We start from the raw sequence: 14,883 nt of genomic DNA on the forward strand, positions 1-14,883 counted from the left end.
GCCAGACGGTCGACGGCGTGTTCACGACCGTCGAGGACGTCGCGAAGACGGTGCTGTTCCTGTCGGCGTTCCCGAGTGCGGCGCTCACCGGCCAGTCGTTCATCGTCAGCCACGGCTGGTTCATGCAATGAAGCCGCGCGCCCGTACCGAAAAGCAGGCCGTCGATCCGGCGGACCTGCACAACGAAGCAAGCGTGCCGCACGCGCTCGAGCAGGCGCACGCGCCGTTCCACGATCTGCCGTACGAAACGATCGCGCTCGTGCTGCAAGGCGGCGGCGCGCTCGGCGCGTATCAGGCCGGCGTATTCGAAGGGCTGCACGAAGCAGGCATTCCGCTCAACTGGATCGCCGGCATTTCGATCGGCGCGCTGAACACCGCGCTGATCGCCGGCAATCCGCCCGAGCGGCGCGTCGAACGGCTGCGCGAGTTCTGGAACACGATCTGCCAGCCCGCGTTCTTCCCCGCGTTGCCGGCCGTGTTCGAAGCCGCGCTCTTCAACAGCCACGATTACGTGCGCACGTTCTTCACCGCGAGCCAGGCGGCGAGCGCGGTCGTGCAAGGACAGCGCGGCTTCTTCGTGCCGCGCTTCCCGCCGCCGCTGCCGGGCGCGACGCATCCGCCGGAGAAGGTCAGCTATTACGACACGTCCGCGCTGCGCTCGACGCTCCTCAAGCTGTGCGACTTCGACCGGATCAATTCGGGCGAAACGCGCGTGTCGGTCGGCGCGGTGAACGTCGGTACGGGCAACTTCATCTACTTCGACAACACGAAGGCGACGCTGCGTCCCGAGCATTTCATGGCGTCGGGCGCGCTGCCGCCCGCGTTTCCGCCCGTCGAGATCGACGGCGAGTTCTACTGGGACGGCGGCATCGTATCGAACACGCCGCTGATGGAAGTGCTGCGCGCGTCGCCGCGCCGCGACACGCTCGCGTTCCAGGTCGACCTGTGGAGCGCGCGCGGGCCGCTGCCGGAATCGATGAACGAAGTGACCGAGCGCACGAAGGACGTTCAATATTCGAGCCGCACGCGCCTGATCACCGACACGCTGCAACGCGAGCAGCGCTTTCGCAACGTGCTGCGCCGCGTGCTCGACCAGGTGCCCGACGACCTGCGCAAGAACGATCCGTGGTGCCAGCAGGCCGAGACGCTGTCGTGCAGCAAGCGCTACAACGTCCAGCATCTGATCTATCAGCAGAAGGCGTACGAGCAGCACTACAAGGACTATCAGTTCGGCGCGTCGACGATGCGCGACCACTGGTCGGCGGGCCTCGCGGACATCCGCAAGACGCTCGCCGTGAAGGACGGCTTCGCGCTGCCGGACAACGACGCGGGCTTCGTCACGCACGACATTCACCGGATCCGGTAACGTTCTTCGCTCGCGGCCGGCGTGCGCCGGCCGCGTATTCCCTCGCCGCAACTCTTCGCTGCATTCGCACTTTCGCCATGCCGATTCTGGTCGTTCTGTTCGCGCTCGTCGCATTGATCTGGGGCGCCGTCTATACGTTTCATGCGATCGCCGCGCGCTTCGGCGACGCCGTTGCGATCGGCGCGGCGGTCGTCGCGGTAGCCGTGACCGCCGCGGCGGTCGCGCGCTGGGTCCGGCGGCGGCGCGACGTCGCGCCGAACACGCGCGAGGACGGCTGGACCCACGTGCTTCGGCGCGCGTGGGGCGATCTGCGCGTATCGGCGACGAAGGGGCTGCTGTGGCTGTCGCAGGACGGCGCCGACGGCCGCTACACGCTCACCGATCTGAGCGGCTGCCGCGCGGAAGCGCTCGACGGCCGCTGGTATCTGGTCGTCGCCGTGCGCGACGATCGGCGCGCCGAATGGAAGCTGCCGATGGACGACAAGCGCGACGCGCTGCGCTGGGAACGGGTGTTGACGCTCGCGAAGCGACAGCGCCTGTGAGGTGCGCGCGGTGAGCCGGCGCACGCGTGGAGCGAATCGTCACGCGATGCGCGAGACGGCAAGCGCCGCCGCGAGTCGCGAACGACGCGATGCGCCGACCGGAAGCCCGCCGATGATCGGCGATGACGACGTGCTGCGCCGGATACGCCGACGCTCAGGCAACGGTGTCGCCGCCCGCGAGCCGACGCTTTGAACATCGCGATCGGACGAAACGTATGCCACGTCAAACAAATCGGCGGCACCTTCATGGCAGGAGAGCCAAACCGGGTGACGCCGGCCGGCCCATCGGCCGGAGCGAACGCCGAACGCCGAACCCAACGAGCACAATCAGGGTCAAAATCTCCGCGCCACGAAATCCGCGGAAGAAAATCGCCCACGCCGCCGAAAACAAGCGGATCGTCCTATCCGCCCCTTGGCGCGCCTGCCACACTAGCAGCGTCAGCCTTTCAAATCGGAGTCCAGCGTGGCCGAAACCAACGCCTCCCGCCCACTTACCTTTCGCCCGTTCACCCAGGACGATATCGACACCGCTCAGCGCCTGTCCAGCAGCTTGCAGTGGCCGCATCGCGTCGACGACTGGCGCTTCGTCGCGAAGCTCGGCAGCGGCTTCGTCGCCGCGGACGAAAGCGGCGTGATCGGCACCGCGCTCGGCTGGCGCTACGGCGATGCGCACGCGTCGCTCGGCATGGTGATCGTCGCTCCGGACCAGCAAAGCCGCGGCATCGGTCGCGAGCTGCTCGCGCGGATCATCGACGACCTCGGCGAGCGCACAATGTTCCTGCACGCAACGCCCGCGGGCGAGCCGCTCTACGCGAAGTTCGGCTTCAAGCCGAACGGCACCATCGAGCAGCACCAGGGCGCCGCGCGCCATCCGCCGCTGATTTCGCTGCCGCCCGGCGAGCGCCTGCGGCCGATCGGCACCAACGACACGCCGCGCCTCGGCGCACTCGCGTCGCGCGCGTGCGGCTACGACCGCAGCGCCGTGATCGACGCGCTGCTCGCCGTCGCGAGCGGCATCGCGCTCGATCGCGACGGCGAACTGCTCGGCTTCGCGCTGTTCCGCCGCTTCGGCCGCGGCCACGTGATCGGTCCGGTGATCGCGTCGGACGCACCGCGCGCGCAGGCGCTGATCAGCCACTGGCTCGCGCTGCACGCCGGCATGTTCGTGCGGATCGACGTGTCGGGCGACAGCGGCCTGTCCGACTGGCTCGAAGGGCTCGGGCTGCGGCGCGTCGATTCGGGTCTCGCGATGGTGCGCGGCGAAGCGCCCGAGCGCGATCCGGCGCTGCGGCAGTTCGCGGTCGTCAATCAGGCGCTCGGCTGATCCCGCGCGACCGCCACCACACGCTTCATCCGATGACTTTCGTCTACAAGGCCGATCCGGCGCGCGGCGCGCAATGGGCGCGTCTTTTCGCGGAGAAGGCGCCCGATGTGCCGTTCCGTGTGTGGCCGGACGTCGGCGACCCGGCCGCCGTCCGTTATCTGGCCGCGTGGCAGCCGCCCGACGATCCGCTGCGGCCGATGCCGAATCTCGAAGTCGTGTTCTCGGTCGGCGCGAGCGTCGATCGGTTGGCGATGCGCGACGCGTGCAAGCGGCTCGGCATCCTGTTCGACCGCCGCGAGGACTTCGACCGCTTCGTCGCGGCGATCCGCAACGTCGACGAGATCGTCGAATGCCACCTCGCGAGCGGCGGCTATGACTGCCGCGTGAGCCACGATCAGACGATCATCGAAGGGCTGCTCGAACGCAACATCGGCATCGAGAGTACTTCCGCTACGTGATCATCAAGTCGCCGTTCGTGAAGCGGCGTTATCCGCTCGAAGCACTGTTCGCCGATCGGCATTGATGTGCCGGAAAGCCCGATTTCGCCGGTGATCGGCATACGGGCAGCCCGCTTCGGACGCGCCCGCAGCCGCTCCCGAAAAATCTCACCTTTGGACGAAAAACGCATCGGCGCGGACCGCGAGCGCACCTGCCGGACGCGCGTCGACGGCCGTTCTCGCAGCAATCGGAACAGCCACGGCCGCAGCGGTCGCCGTTCGTCAGAACGTCACGCGCCCTTCGAGATAGAACACGCACGATCCTTCGAGCTCGACGCGCTCGCCGATCAACCGGCAGCGCATCTCGCCGCCGCGCGGCGACGCCTGATACGCACGAAACGCGGTCCTGCCGAGCCGCGCCGCCCAGTACGGCGCGAGCGCGCAATGCGCGCTGCCCGTCACCGGATCTTCCGACACGCCCTTCGCCGGCGCGAAATAGCGGCTGACGAAGTCGTAATCGCCGCCGTCCGCGGCCGTCACAATCACGCCGCCGCGATCGAGCGCCGCGAGCACGGCCATGTCCGGATTCAGCGCACGCACCGCCTGCACGCTCACGAGCCTCACGAGATAGACGAACGCGTTCGCTTGCACGTCTTCGAGCACGTCCGCGCCGAGCGCGTCGGCGAGCCGTGAAGGCGCGTCGCTTCGCGCGGTCGGCCGGGCCGGAAAGTCCATCCGATAGCCGCCCGGCGTGCGATCGACGGTCAACGGTCCGCTTGCCGTGTCGAACACGACGCGCTCGCGCTCGGGCTCGATCCGTTCCATCACGACGGCGGCGCTCGCGAGCGTCGCGTGCCCGCAAAGCGGCACTTCGACCCGCGGCGTGAACCAGCGCAGCCGGTAATCGGATGCGTGCGGCACGACAAACGCCGTTTCCGCGAGATTGTTCTCGGCCGCGATCGCTTGCATCACCACGTCGTCCGGAAAGCGCTCGAGCAGCACGACCGCCGCGGGGTTGCCGGCGAAGCGCCGGTTCGCGAACGCATCGACTTGATAGATGGGCGCCGAGGTCGTCCGGTCAGCCGCTCGATCGGTATTCGCGTTCATCGCATTCATCGCGTTCGTCGTCCAGGCCTGTGCAATCGGTTAATGGAAGGTGAGCGCGCCGCTGCACCGGCGCTCACGGCAAGCCGTTGCCGCAATGCGCGGCGAAGCCCGGCCGCGTGGCGAGCCGCTCGAAGTACGCGGACACCGCCGGGAAATCCGGCTTGTCGAACGGCGTGCGAAGCCAGCGGTTGATCGACAGGCCGATCGCGATATCCGCGAGCGTGTAGCCGGAACCGGCGACGAACGCGCCCGTCGCTTCGAGCCGCGCGTTCAGGATCGCCATGTGCCGCGTCCAGCTCTCGCACGATGCGCGGATTTCCGCTGGATCACGATGGCTCGGCTCGTTGCGCACGAGCGCGAGGAACGCATAGCTCCATGCGCGGTTCAGCGCGGTCGTCTGCCAGTCGAGCCATTGATCGACGCGCGCCCGTGCATGCGGCTCGGCCGGATACAGGTGCGCGCCGCCGTGCTGGTTCGCCAGATAACGGACGATCGCGTTCGATTCCCAAAGCACGAAATCGCCGTCCACGAGCACCGGCACGAGGCCGTTCGGGTTCAGCGCGAGGAATTCGGGCGTCTGCGTCGACCGGAAGCCTGCGCCCCAGTCTTCGCGTTCGAATCCGAGCTGCAATTCGGCGCACGTCCACAACACCTTGCGGACGTTGATCGACGGCGCCTTACCGAGCACTTTCAGCATGACGGACCACCTCGTTGGACGAAAACGCCGACGATTGTAGAGGCGCACGCGCGATGCCGACAGATACGGTTCGCTGCGCCCGGACCGATGCGCTTGCAAGCCGCGCGCAAGCGCGTTCCGCTTTCGCCTGCGTCACCAGACGCGCGGCACGAGCCGCCAGCGCACGCGCTCGCAATACGCGCGATAGCCGTCGAGGTGCACGCTCAGGTAGCGCTCCTCGTCGATGAGCCGCGCGACGACGCCCGCCGCGAGCGCCGCGGCGAACGGCCAGGCCCATGTCGATTGCGCGGCGATCGGGCTCCCGAAAAATATCACCATTGCGCCGGAATACATCGGATGCCGGACGAAACGGTACGGCCCCGACGAGATCACCGTCTGCCCGCGCTTGACCTCGACGATGCTCGACGCGAAGCGGTTCTCGCGCAGCACCGCGAAGCAGATCGCGAAGCCCGCGATCACGAGCGCATTGCCGAACATGACCGCGCGCCAATCGACGGGCATCCGCGCGACGCGCCATTCGGCGCCCATCGCGACGACGAGCCCGACGCTCGCGACGCTCACGAAGGCAAGGATGATCTTCTGGCTGAGCTCGCGCTCCGCACGCACGCCGACGCGCATCCGGCTCTCGACGAGCGCCGGATCGTGCTTGAGGAAATAGAGGGCGAGCAAGGTCGTGGCCCCGGAGAACACGAGCCAGTAGATCCAGCCCTGCCAGTAGCGCAGCGAGCCCGCCGACGCGAAGATCAGCACGGCGAGCACCGCGACGAAGCGCGCCTGCGCGCCGAGTACGCGCTTCGACAGCGTGTTCATTGCGGGTTCCTCCTTCTGTGTCATGTCGCGCGACGACAGCGAACTGTACGTCACGCGCCATGTGTAGCGCATCGCGCATCGGGCATCGATTCGCGAGTCGGTGTCTGGACCGGCCGGATGGCCCGTTAGTGGCGGATGCGTTTGCAGTCACGGGCCGAACGCCGACTGCCGATCGTTGATTCACTGCCGCCGATCGTTAGCCGGTGCCCAACGCTCGAATTTGCTGCATGCCATTCAACGCCAGACGCCTGATTTTCGACGTTCGCCAGACGATTATCCGCCGTTCGCGCGCTCGTTCAGATGCGCAAACGCGTCCGCGAGAAAATCGACGCACACGCGCACCTTCGCCGAAGCCGCGAGCCGCGCCGGATAGACGGCCCATACGTTCGCCGGCTGGATCGCATCGGGCAGCACGCGCTTGAGCTCGCCGCTCGCGAGCAGCGGCCCGGCTTCCCAGATCGAGCGCAGCACGATCCCGCGTCCGGCCAGCGCCCATTGCACGGCGACCTCGCCGTGATTCGTCGACAGCGCGCCGCCGACCTTCACCGACGACGTCTCGCCGCGCACCGTGAGCCGCCATACGCCGAACGGATGATCGCGCTCCTTGATCGCGAGGCACTGATGCGCGGCGAGATCCGCGAGCTGGCGCGGCGTGCCGTATCGCGCGAGATACGCGGGCGACGCGCACAGCACCCGGTAGTTCGTCGCGAGCCGCTTCGCGATCAGGTGATCGGCGATCTCGTCGCCGATCCGGATGTCGAGATCGAAGCCTTCGCCCGCGACGTCGACGAGCCGGTCGAACAGATCGAGCCGCACGTTGAGCTGCGCATAGCGTTCGTTGAAGTCGAGCAGCGTGGGGGCGAGCACGTGCCGGCCGAAACCGAAGCTGCTCGAGATTCGCAGCGTGCCGCGCGGGACGTTGCGGGTCGTCGACACGTCTTCGACGAGATGGTCGACGTCGTCGAGGATCTTCTCGGTCCACGCATAGACGCGCTCGCCGGCTTCCGTCACTGCGACGCGGCGCGTCGAGCGGTGCAGCAGCCGCGTGCCGAGCTGCTTTTCGAGTAGCGCGACGCGCTTGCTGACGTATGCGGGCGACACCGCGAGCTGCTCGGCGGCCGCGCTGAAGCTCGCGAGCCGCACGACGACGCTGAAGACGCGCAGGTCGTCGAGGTTCGGCACATTGTTCACGATTCGTGGAAAGTCGATTAACCGAATGGCCGATTTTAATCCTTCCAGAAATAAATAAAATGCGTGAATCGACAACGGCGCGCGTCCCGACGACCGCGCTCCTGATGCCGCTCGCGCCCGGTTCGGCCGATGCGGACGGCTCGACACGACGAGGAATCCAGCATGAGTGACAAGGTATACAAGATCGCCGTCATCCCCGGCGACGGGATCGGCGTGGAAGTGATGCCCGAGGGGTTGCGCGCGCTCGACGCGGTGAGCCGCCGCTTCGGCCTGCGCTTCGAATACAAGCCGATCGAATGGGCGAGCTGCGACTACTACGCGAAGCACGGCCAGATGATGCCCGACGACTGGAAAACACAACTTTCCGACATGGACGCGCTGCTGTTCGGCGCGGTCGGCTGGCCCGAGACGGTGCCGGATCACGTGTCGCTGTGGGGGTCGCTGCTCAAGTTCCGCCGCGAATTCGATCAATACATCAACCTTCGTCCCGTGCGCCTGTTCGACGGCGTGCCGTGCCCGCTCGCCGGCCGCAAGGCGGGCGACATCGATTTCATGATCGTGCGCGAAAACACCGAAGGCGAGTATTCGGCCGTCGGCGGCGCGATGTTCGAAGGCACCGACCGTGAATTCGTCGTCCAGCAGGCGGTGTTCACGCGGCTCGGCACCGAGCGCGCGATGAAGTTCGCGTTCGAGCTCGCGCAGCGCCGCGCGAAGCAGCTGACCGTCGCGACGAAGAGCAACGGCATCGCGATCAGCATGCCGTGGTGGGACGCGCGCGCGGCGGAGATGGCCGCGCACTATCCGGACGTCGCGTGGGACAAGCAGCACATCGACATCCTGTGTGCGCGCTTCGTGATGCAGCCGGACCGCTTCGACGTCGTCGTCGCGTCGAATCTGTTCGGCGACATCCTGTCCGACCTTGGCCCCGCATGCACGGGCACGATCGGCATCGCGCCGTCGGCGAACCTGAACCCCGAGCGCAAGTTTCCGTCGCTGTTCGAGCCGGTGCACGGCTCCGCGCCGGACATCGCGGGCAAGCATGTCGCGAATCCGATCGCGATGATCTGGTCGGCCGCGATGATGGTCGATTTCCTCGGCGAAGGCGTCGGCCGCGCCCGCGAAGCGCACGACGCGATCGTCGCCGCGATCGAGCACGTGCTGAAGCACGGCCCGCGCACCGGCGATCTGGGCGGTCGGGCGTCGACGAGCGAAGTCGGAGACGCGATCGTCGCGCATCTGCTCGGCTGATCGCCACGCATCGTCTCAACCGCATCGCTTCGTCAGGATTCGCACCATGTCGCTCACGCTGTCCCGCACCGCACTCATCCGCACCGGCAAGCGGATCGACGGCGAATGGCGTCCCGCCGCGTCGAGCAGCCGCTATGCCGTCTCCGATCCGGCCGCGCTCGACGTGATCGCCGACGCCGCGCCCGGCATGCAGTTCTGCGGCGAGGAGGCGTTCGGACCGGTAGTTGCGTTATTCCGCTTCTCGACCGAGAGCGAAGCGCTCGCCGCCGCGAACGACACGCCGTACGGCCTCGCCGCGTACTTCTACACGCAGAACGTGCGACGGATCGCGCGCGTGTCGTCGCGGCTCGAGGCAGGCGTCGTCGGCATCAACGAAGGCCCGCTCGCGAGCGAAGCGGCGCCCGTTCGGCGGCGTTAATGAATCGGGCTACGGCCGCGAAGGATCGCGCTACGGGCTCGACGACTATCTCGCGAACAAATATCTGTGCGAAAGCGGCCTCGACTGAAACCTCTCATGATCGAACGTGCGTGCGATCGCATGAAATCGCTCACCGAACGATGTCGCGTGCATGTCGGCGGCCGTGCTCGCGATCACGCATGCCCGTTGCGCGCGTGAACCGCCGCGACGTATTCATCGACTCCCGAAAAAGCTCACCATGACCGAATCGGCTCCCGTATTTCCTCACTATTCGATCGAGGTCGACTTTCCGAACCTCGATGCGCATCGTGCCGGCAATGCCGGCGTCGACTACGTTCATCGCTTCGGTTCGGGCGTGCCCGGCCCGCACGTGATGATCAACGCGCTCACGCACGGCAACGAAGTGTGCGGCGCGATCGTCGTCGATGCGATGCTGAAGATGGGACTGCGTCCGCGCCGCGGCGTGCTGACGCTGTCGTTCGCGAACGTCGCCGCGTACGAGCGCTTCGATCCGGCCGAGCCCGACGCCGCGCGCTTCGTCGATCAGGATTTCAATCGCGTGTGGATGCCGGCCGTGCTCGACGATTCGTCGAAGCGCTCGGTCGAGCTCGATCGTGCGCGCGCGCTGCGGCCGTTCGTCGACGAAGCCGAGTGGCTGCTCGACCTGCACTCGATGCATGAGCGCAGCGCGCCGCTGATCGTCGCGGGGCCGCTCGACAAAGGCACGGCGCTCGCGCTGCAGATCGGCGCGCCGTCGACCGTGATTCGCGACGAAGGCCATCCGGAAGGCAAGCGCATGCGCGATTACGACGGCTTCGGCGATCCGGCAAGCGCGAAGAATGCGCTCCTCATCGAATGCGGTCAGCACTGGGAAGCGCAGGCGGTGGCGGTCGCGCGCGACAGCACCGCGCGCTTCTTGGTCGCATCGGGCATCGTCGACGAGCGGGATCTGCCCGCCGACTGGTTCCTGCCGCTCGCGAAAACGATGCGGATCGTCCAGGTGACGGAGCCCGTCGTCGCGACGAGCTACGACTTCCGTTTCGCCGATGCGTACACTGGCCTCGAGCATTTCGCGCAAGCAGGTGAGGTGATCGGCTGGTCGGACGGTGTGCCCGTCACGACGCCGTATCCGGACTGCGTGCTCGTCATGCCGTCGCTGCGTCAGTTGCGTCCCGGCGTGACCGTCGTGCGACTCGGTCGTCTCGAACGCGAAGTGCCGCAGCGAGAATGATGCGGGCGGCGGGCCGTTCGATGCTGCGCCAAGCGCCGGACATTCGGCGCTCAGCACTCGGCATTCGAAATCAGGCGGCGCCGCGAAGCAAAGCTTCGCAGCCTTTCATGCCACATCGCACCGCACATCGCTGCTTCGCGCGGCGCGATGCCGCACACCGCCCGCCGTCTATCAAAGCCCGAGATCCGACAGGCTCGGATGATCGTCGGGCCGGCGGCCGAGCGGCCAGTGGAACAGGCGGTCCGCTTCGCGGATCGGCATGTCGTTGATGCACGCATGCCGATGCGCCATCAGGCCGTTCTCGTCAAACTCCCAGTTCTCGTTGCCGTACGAGCGGAACCAGTTGCCCGCGTCGTCGTGCCATTCGTACGCGAAGCGCACCGCGATCCGGTTGTCGGTGAACGCCCACAATTCCTTGATCAATCGATAGTCGAACTCGCGCGTCCATTTGCGACGCAGCAGCCCGACGATCTCCGAACGGCCCGTGGCGAACTCCGCGCGGTTGCGCCATTTGCTCTGCGGTGTATAGGCGAGCGACACGCGCTCGGGGTCGCGCGTGTTCCAGCCGTCTTCAGCAGCCCGAACTTTTTGTATGGCGGTTTCGCGCGTGAACGGCGGGACAGGCGGACGGATTTCAGTTGAATCGGACATCGTGTTCTCCAGATTGAGGACGTGAAAAAGCCTGCCCGGCTCGCCGGTGGACGGCGGGCAGGTCGAGGTACTGCAATTCGATCGAATGAAAACGGGGCGAGGCGTCAGCCGCAACGGTTCGGCAACGTCGCGTCGATCAGCAGCTCCGCCGCCGCGCGCGCGTCGCGCGCAGCCGTCGCGTCGCCGCTCACGAGCGCGACGCCGATCGCGCCGTCGATCAGCACAAGCCATTGACGCGCGAGCCTTGCGACGTGCCGCCGGTCCGCGCCGGTTTCGGCCGCGTATGCGTCGAGCTGCTCGCGCACGAATGCAAGCAGACGTTCCTTGTGCTCGCGCGCGACGACGCGAATCGGATCGTCCGGATGTTCGATCTCACCCGCCGCGTTCAGGAACGCGCAGCCGTGGAAGTCCGTCTGCTCGAACCATTCGCGCAGCACGTCGAACATGCCGACGAGTCGCGCACGCGGCGACTTGCCGCGCTGTTCCGTTGCGTCGACGAACCATGTCATCCAGCGTTCGTCGCGCCTTTCGAGCGCGGCGGCGACGAGCGCCTCCTTCGATTCAAAGTGCGTATAAAAGCTCTTGCGCGCGGCGCCCGACAGCTTGACGATCGCATCGACGCCCGTCGCGTGAATGCCGCCCGCATAGACCAGCGTTTCGGCCGCGTCGAGCAGGCGCTCGCGCGCGCCGGCGGCGGGAGAGAGGTCAGGTTTCGTATCCATGCGTTTACGGTAGAACGATCATTCTCCTTTGTCAACATCGAATCGATGAGCTATCGTCTTCGCACACATTCGACAAAAGAGGCACGGATGAAGCCGGCAAGATGGGCAGGATGGATCGCATGTGCGATCGCGATCGCGATCGCGGGAACGACGGCAGGCTGCACGCCGCTGCGGGTCGTCACGCACAGCGTATCGACGACGGAAGCCGCTGTTCCGGCCGGCCGCTACACGCTCGATCCACACCACTGGAGCATCGTGTTCGACGTCGATCACTTCAAGTATTCGCGCGTCGCGATGCGCTTCGATCGCGCGAACGCGCAACTCGACTGGCGCACGGGCGGGCTCGCCGACAGCGGCGTGACAGCGTCGATCGACGCGGCGAGCGTCGACACCAACGTGCCGCTGCTCGACAAGCTCGTCGCGGGCGCCGATGCACTCGACGCCGTTCGCCATCCGCAAATCCGTTTCGACAGCACGCGCTTCACCCGCACGAGCGCGACGCAAGGCACGCTGACCGGCAACCTGACGATCCGCGGCGCGACGCATCCCGTCACGCTCGTCGTCACGTTCAACGGCTACGGCCGCAATCCGCTGACGAAGCAGGGCACGCTCGGCTTTTCCGCGAGCGGCACGTTCAGCCGTGCGCAATTCGGCGTGACGAGCTGGTATCCGGCCGTCGGCGACGACGTGCGCGTGCGCATCGAAGCGGAGTTCGTCAAGGAAGGCGAGACGCCCGCGCAATGACGGGCCGATGACACTCCGGATCTTTCGCGACACGTGACGTTTGCGACGATCGTCATCCATCACGACGCACATCGCCACGCCGAAATTTTTTACGACATTTTTTCTTGAAGGACTCGCTCGCGACTCCCTACACTTCGGACAACCGTCGAGGTTTGGGAGGTGTCATGCAGCAGCAACGAGCGAAGACCGAACGACCCGCGCACTTCGCGTGTGCGACTCGCATGGACGGCCGCGTCGTGCTGAGACGTTTCGATCCGGCGCAAGACTCGTACGGCGAGCTGACCGCGCTGTTGCATCGCGCGTTCGTGCGGCTCGGCCGGATGGGACTCAATTGCCCGTGTGTCGATCAGCCGGCCGCCGTCACGCGGCAGCGCGCGCTTGCGGGCGAGTGCTTCGTCGCCGTCTGCAACGGCCACCTCGTCGCGACAATGACGCTACATGCGCGCGACCTGTCGTCGCCGTGCGAGCTCTATCGCCGCGGCAACGTCGCGACGCTGCGGCAGTTCGGCGTCGATCCGGTCTGGCAAGGGCGCGGTATCGGACGATCGCTGCTCGCATTCGCCGCACATTGGGCGGCCGCGCGCGGCTACCGGCGCCTCGCGCTCGACACGCCGCAGCCCGCCGCGCATCTCGTCGGCTTCTACATACGCCAAGGATTCCGAATCGTCGACGTGATGCACTTCTCGGGAAAGAGCTACGACAGCGCGATCCTCAGCAAGCCGACAGCGGCATCGCCTTCGTATGCATCGAAGGCTTGCGAACTGCCGCTTACACCGACACCGCTCGAACGCGCCGCATGAAGTCCGACGACGATGTGCGCCGGCGCGAGCGCGAATGCGAGCCCAGCGAACGGGACGTGCGCAAGTTCGGACATGTGAAGGCCGCGATGCGCGTGCGCGGTCTCGCCAAAGTGGAGTTCATCACGATCGCAACGAGTCAGGCGTTGACGGCGGCGTTCGCGAGCCTCGCGTACGGCATCGGCTGCGACGTGGAACCGGGTCCGCTGCTTCTCTTCAACTTCATCAGTTGCGCGCTCGTCAGCTTCTGGCTGCAATCCGACGCGCAGCGCGCCTATCTCGAAGCGCAGGCAAGCGGGCGTCTGCGCAAAACGCCGCATGCCGATACCCTACCCAACGTCCCTCTCGATTGCCCGAAACGTTGGCTCGTCATCCTGAATATCGAATTGAATCCGAAACTGCTCGACGATGCGCGGTGACGCGCGAGCCGTCATCCCGAATCTGTTCCGCATTGAAATATTGACGCTTCGTTTACGCCCGTCGCGCCGTTCTTTCGAACGATTTGATATCCGCCGCGCTGTAATGGAGACGTGAAGCGCGACCGAACCGACGATTGAAGCGGGAGAATCGATGCCGACCTGCGCCTATCTGCAAATCGGCCTTTTCATCGTGGTACTGACGTTGCTCGTCAAGCCGCTCGGGGGCTACATCGCTCGTATCGCGAACGGCGATCCACCATGGTCGATGCGAATGCTGCAGTTCGTCGAGCGATGGACATATCGCGCGGCGGGCATCGATCCCGAACAGGGAATGAGCTGGAAAACCTACGCAGTCGCGCTACTGCTGTTCAATCTGCTCGGCATGATCGCACTCTATGCATTGCACCGCGCGCAGCATCTGCTGCCGCTCAATCCGCAGGCACTTCCCGCCGTCAGTGCAGACCGGCGAAGGCGTGTTCGGCGGCCCCGGCTCGGGACTTTTCGGGATGCCGGTGCACGCGATGCTCGCCGTGTTCGTCGCGGGATTGATGATCGGCCGCGCGCCCGAATATCTCGGCAAGAAAATCGATCCGCACGACATGAAGCTCGTTGCGATCGCGATCCTCGCGACACCGCTCGTCGTGCTCGTCGGCACGGCCGCGTCGGTGTTGCTGCCGGACGGCGTCGCAGGCATCGCGAATCCCGGCGCGCACGGCTTCAGCGAAATCCTCTACGCGTTCATGTCGGCGGCGAACAACAACGGCAGTGCATTCGCGGGCCTCGCCGCCAATACGCCGTTTTACAACGCGACGCTCGCGGCGGCGATGTGGTTCAGCCGCTTCGCGACGATCGTGCCGGTGCTCGCGCTCGCCGGCTCGCTCGCGCCGAAGGTGCGGCGCGCGGCCGGCCCCGGCACGCTGCCGACGCACGGGCCGCTCTTCGTGGTGATGTTGATCGGCACGATCTTGTTGATGACGTTGCTGACGTATCTGCCTGCGCTCGCGCTCGGGCCGATTGTCGAACAGGTGACGATGGGAGCCATGCATTGAAGCTGTTGATGGCGGCGTAAAACCGCGCTTAAACGGCGGCGCAATGCTGAGTAATTTTCTCAAGTACGCAGGGGCCCTCGGGCCCCTTTGACGTGTTGCGACGGCGGTACCGTTCAGAACGGCGGGTCGG

14 protein-coding genes and 6 pseudogenes are annotated in these 14,883 nt (G+C 66.4%); 14 read left to right on the forward strand and 6 right to left on the reverse strand.

The features are described from left to right. From WS62_RS35840 to WS62_RS32385, 6 genes and pseudogenes are all read left to right on the forward strand, one after another. Nucleotides 1–131 (forward strand): annotated as a pseudogene (locus tag WS62_RS35840) (3-hydroxybutyrate dehydrogenase); the annotation flags it as partial. Then, a complete protein-coding gene (locus WS62_RS02935) occupies nt 128–1,366 on the forward strand; it encodes a patatin-like phospholipase family protein (RefSeq protein WP_066567483.1) in 1,239 nt (412 codons plus the stop codon). The pseudogene WS62_RS35840 and the gene WS62_RS02935, both read left to right, overlap by 4 nt. Before the next feature lie 77 nt (nt 1,367–1,443). Beyond that, the gene (locus tag WS62_RS02940) at nt 1,444–1,908 is read left to right on the forward strand and encodes a hypothetical protein (RefSeq protein ID WP_066567486.1); all 465 of its coding nucleotides are present in this window, start codon (nt 1,444–1,446) and stop codon (nt 1,906–1,908) included. Between the two features lie 463 nt (nt 1,909–2,371). Further along, on the forward strand, nt 2,372–3,232 hold the full coding sequence (locus WS62_RS02950) for a GNAT family N-acetyltransferase (RefSeq protein WP_066567491.1): 861 nt from the start codon (nt 2,372–2,374) through the stop codon (nt 3,230–3,232). A gap of 32 nt (nt 3,233–3,264) precedes the next feature. After that, nucleotides 3,265–3,477, forward strand: a pseudogene (locus WS62_RS32380) (glyoxylate/hydroxypyruvate reductase A); the annotation flags it as partial. 45 nt (nt 3,478–3,522) lie between these two features. Continuing rightward, nucleotides 3,523–3,755: pseudogene (locus WS62_RS32385) on the forward strand (Lrp/AsnC ligand binding domain-containing protein); the annotation flags it as partial. A 196-nt stretch (nt 3,756–3,951) separates the two neighbouring features. On the opposite strand, the gene WS62_RS02960 reads toward WS62_RS32385, so the two are convergent. The 4 genes from WS62_RS02960 to WS62_RS02975 form a co-directional block, all read right to left on the reverse strand. Next, nucleotides 3,952–4,776, reverse strand: coding sequence for a PhzF family phenazine biosynthesis protein (locus WS62_RS02960; protein ID WP_066567522.1), 825 nt, complete (start codon nt 4,774–4,776; stop codon nt 3,952–3,954). 73 nt (nt 4,777–4,849) lie between these two features. Beyond that, complete coding sequence (locus WS62_RS02965; RefSeq protein WP_066567494.1) at nt 4,850–5,473, reverse strand: glutathione S-transferase family protein; 624 nt, start codon at nt 5,471–5,473, stop codon at nt 4,850–4,852. A gap of 132 nt (nt 5,474–5,605) precedes the next feature. Further along, complete coding sequence (locus tag WS62_RS02970) at nt 5,606–6,283, reverse strand: methyltransferase family protein (RefSeq protein WP_066486790.1); 678 nt, start codon at nt 6,281–6,283, stop codon at nt 5,606–5,608. 273 nt (nt 6,284–6,556) lie between these two features. Then, nucleotides 6,557–7,474 carry a LysR substrate-binding domain-containing protein gene (locus WS62_RS02975; protein WP_066567496.1) on the reverse strand — a complete coding sequence of 306 codons (918 nt, stop codon included), beginning with the start codon at nt 7,472–7,474 and terminating at the stop codon, nt 6,557–6,559. Between the two features lie 162 nt (nt 7,475–7,636). Between WS62_RS02975 and WS62_RS02980 the strand changes: the two genes are divergently transcribed. The 3 genes and pseudogenes from WS62_RS02980 (at nt 7,637) to WS62_RS02990 (ending at nt 10,371) form a co-directional block, all read left to right on the forward strand. Continuing rightward, entirely contained in the window at nt 7,637–8,722 is a 1,086-nt protein-coding gene (locus WS62_RS02980) for a tartrate dehydrogenase (protein WP_066567499.1), read from the forward strand. A 187-nt stretch (nt 8,723–8,909) separates the two neighbouring features. Then, nucleotides 8,910–9,228 (forward strand): annotated as a pseudogene (locus tag WS62_RS02985) (aldehyde dehydrogenase family protein). Nucleotides 9,229–9,378: 150 nt separating this feature from the next. Beyond that, nucleotides 9,379–10,371 carry a M14 family metallopeptidase gene (locus tag WS62_RS02990; RefSeq protein ID WP_066567502.1) on the forward strand — a complete coding sequence of 331 codons (993 nt, stop codon included), beginning with the start codon at nt 9,379–9,381 and terminating at the stop codon, nt 10,369–10,371. 171 nt (nt 10,372–10,542) lie between these two features. Here the strand turns inward: WS62_RS02990 and WS62_RS02995 are convergent, their stop codons facing one another. Beyond that, the gene (locus WS62_RS02995) at nt 10,543–11,022 is read right to left on the reverse strand and encodes a nuclear transport factor 2 family protein (protein ID WP_066567506.1); all 480 of its coding nucleotides are present in this window, start codon (nt 11,020–11,022) and stop codon (nt 10,543–10,545) included. Nucleotides 11,023–11,126: 104 nt separating this feature from the next. Further along, on the reverse strand, nt 11,127–11,744 hold the full coding sequence (locus tag WS62_RS03000; protein WP_066567509.1) for a TetR/AcrR family transcriptional regulator: 618 nt from the start codon (nt 11,742–11,744) through the stop codon (nt 11,127–11,129). An 87-nt stretch (nt 11,745–11,831) separates the two neighbouring features. Here WS62_RS03000 and WS62_RS03005 point away from each other — a divergent pair, with 87 nt between their 5' ends. The 5 genes and pseudogenes from WS62_RS03005 to WS62_RS03020 all read left to right on the forward strand — a co-directional run. Next, the gene (locus WS62_RS03005; protein ID WP_066567515.1) at nt 11,832–12,488 is read left to right on the forward strand and encodes a YceI family protein; all 657 of its coding nucleotides are present in this window, start codon (nt 11,832–11,834) and stop codon (nt 12,486–12,488) included. Nucleotides 12,489–12,652: 164 nt separating this feature from the next. Continuing rightward, the gene (locus tag WS62_RS03010; protein ID WP_082720649.1) at nt 12,653–13,288 is read left to right on the forward strand and encodes a GNAT family N-acetyltransferase; all 636 of its coding nucleotides are present in this window, start codon (nt 12,653–12,655) and stop codon (nt 13,286–13,288) included. Beyond that, nucleotides 13,285–13,704 (forward strand): hypothetical protein, encoded by a 420-nt coding sequence (locus WS62_RS03015; protein ID WP_066567520.1) that lies wholly within the window; start codon nt 13,285–13,287, stop codon nt 13,702–13,704. Before WS62_RS03010 ends, WS62_RS03015 begins: the two co-directional genes overlap by 4 nt. A 151-nt stretch (nt 13,705–13,855) precedes the next feature. Continuing rightward, a pseudogene (locus WS62_RS37785) lies at nt 13,856–14,099 on the forward strand (potassium-transporting ATPase subunit KdpA); the annotation flags it as partial. Nucleotides 14,100–14,159: 60 nt separating this feature from the next. Beyond that, nucleotides 14,160–14,753 (forward strand): annotated as a pseudogene (locus tag WS62_RS03020) (potassium-transporting ATPase subunit KdpA); the annotation flags it as partial. Nucleotides 14,754–14,883: the final 130 nt, after the last annotated feature.

This window comes from Burkholderia sp. ABCPW 14, assembly GCF_001523835.1.
Classification (GTDB): Bacteria; Pseudomonadota; Gammaproteobacteria; order Burkholderiales; family Burkholderiaceae; genus Burkholderia; species Burkholderia mayonis.

Bases quoted from the DNA above. Each gene is read 5' to 3' on its own strand.
- WS62_RS02935 (WP_066567483.1), top strand. From the start codon at position 128: ATGAAGCCGCGCGCCCGTACCGAAAAGCAGGCCGTCGATCCGGCGGAC.
- WS62_RS02940 (WP_066567486.1), top strand. From the start codon at position 1,444: ATGCCGATTCTGGTCGTTCTGTTCGCGCTCGTCGCATTGATCTGGGGC.
- WS62_RS02960 (WP_066567522.1), bottom strand. From the start codon at position 4,776: ATGAACGCGAATACCGATCGAGCGGCTGACCGGACGACCTCGGCGCCC.
- WS62_RS02965 (WP_066567494.1), bottom strand. From the start codon at position 5,473: ATGCTGAAAGTGCTCGGTAAGGCGCCGTCGATCAACGTCCGCAAGGTG.
- WS62_RS02970 (WP_066486790.1), bottom strand. From the start codon at position 6,283: ATGAACACGCTGTCGAAGCGCGTACTCGGCGCGCAGGCGCGCTTCGTC.
- WS62_RS02980 (WP_066567499.1), top strand. From the start codon at position 7,637: ATGAGTGACAAGGTATACAAGATCGCCGTCATCCCCGGCGACGGGATC.
- WS62_RS02990 (WP_066567502.1), top strand. From the start codon at position 9,379: ATGACCGAATCGGCTCCCGTATTTCCTCACTATTCGATCGAGGTCGAC.
- WS62_RS02995 (WP_066567506.1), bottom strand. From the start codon at position 11,022: ATGTCCGATTCAACTGAAATCCGTCCGCCTGTCCCGCCGTTCACGCGC.
- WS62_RS03000 (WP_066567509.1), bottom strand. From the start codon at position 11,744: ATGGATACGAAACCTGACCTCTCTCCCGCCGCCGGCGCGCGCGAGCGC.
- WS62_RS03005 (WP_066567515.1), top strand. From the start codon at position 11,832: ATGAAGCCGGCAAGATGGGCAGGATGGATCGCATGTGCGATCGCGATC.
- WS62_RS03010 (WP_082720649.1), top strand. From the start codon at position 12,653: ATGCAGCAGCAACGAGCGAAGACCGAACGACCCGCGCACTTCGCGTGT.
- WS62_RS03015 (WP_066567520.1), top strand. From the start codon at position 13,285: ATGAAGTCCGACGACGATGTGCGCCGGCGCGAGCGCGAATGCGAGCCC.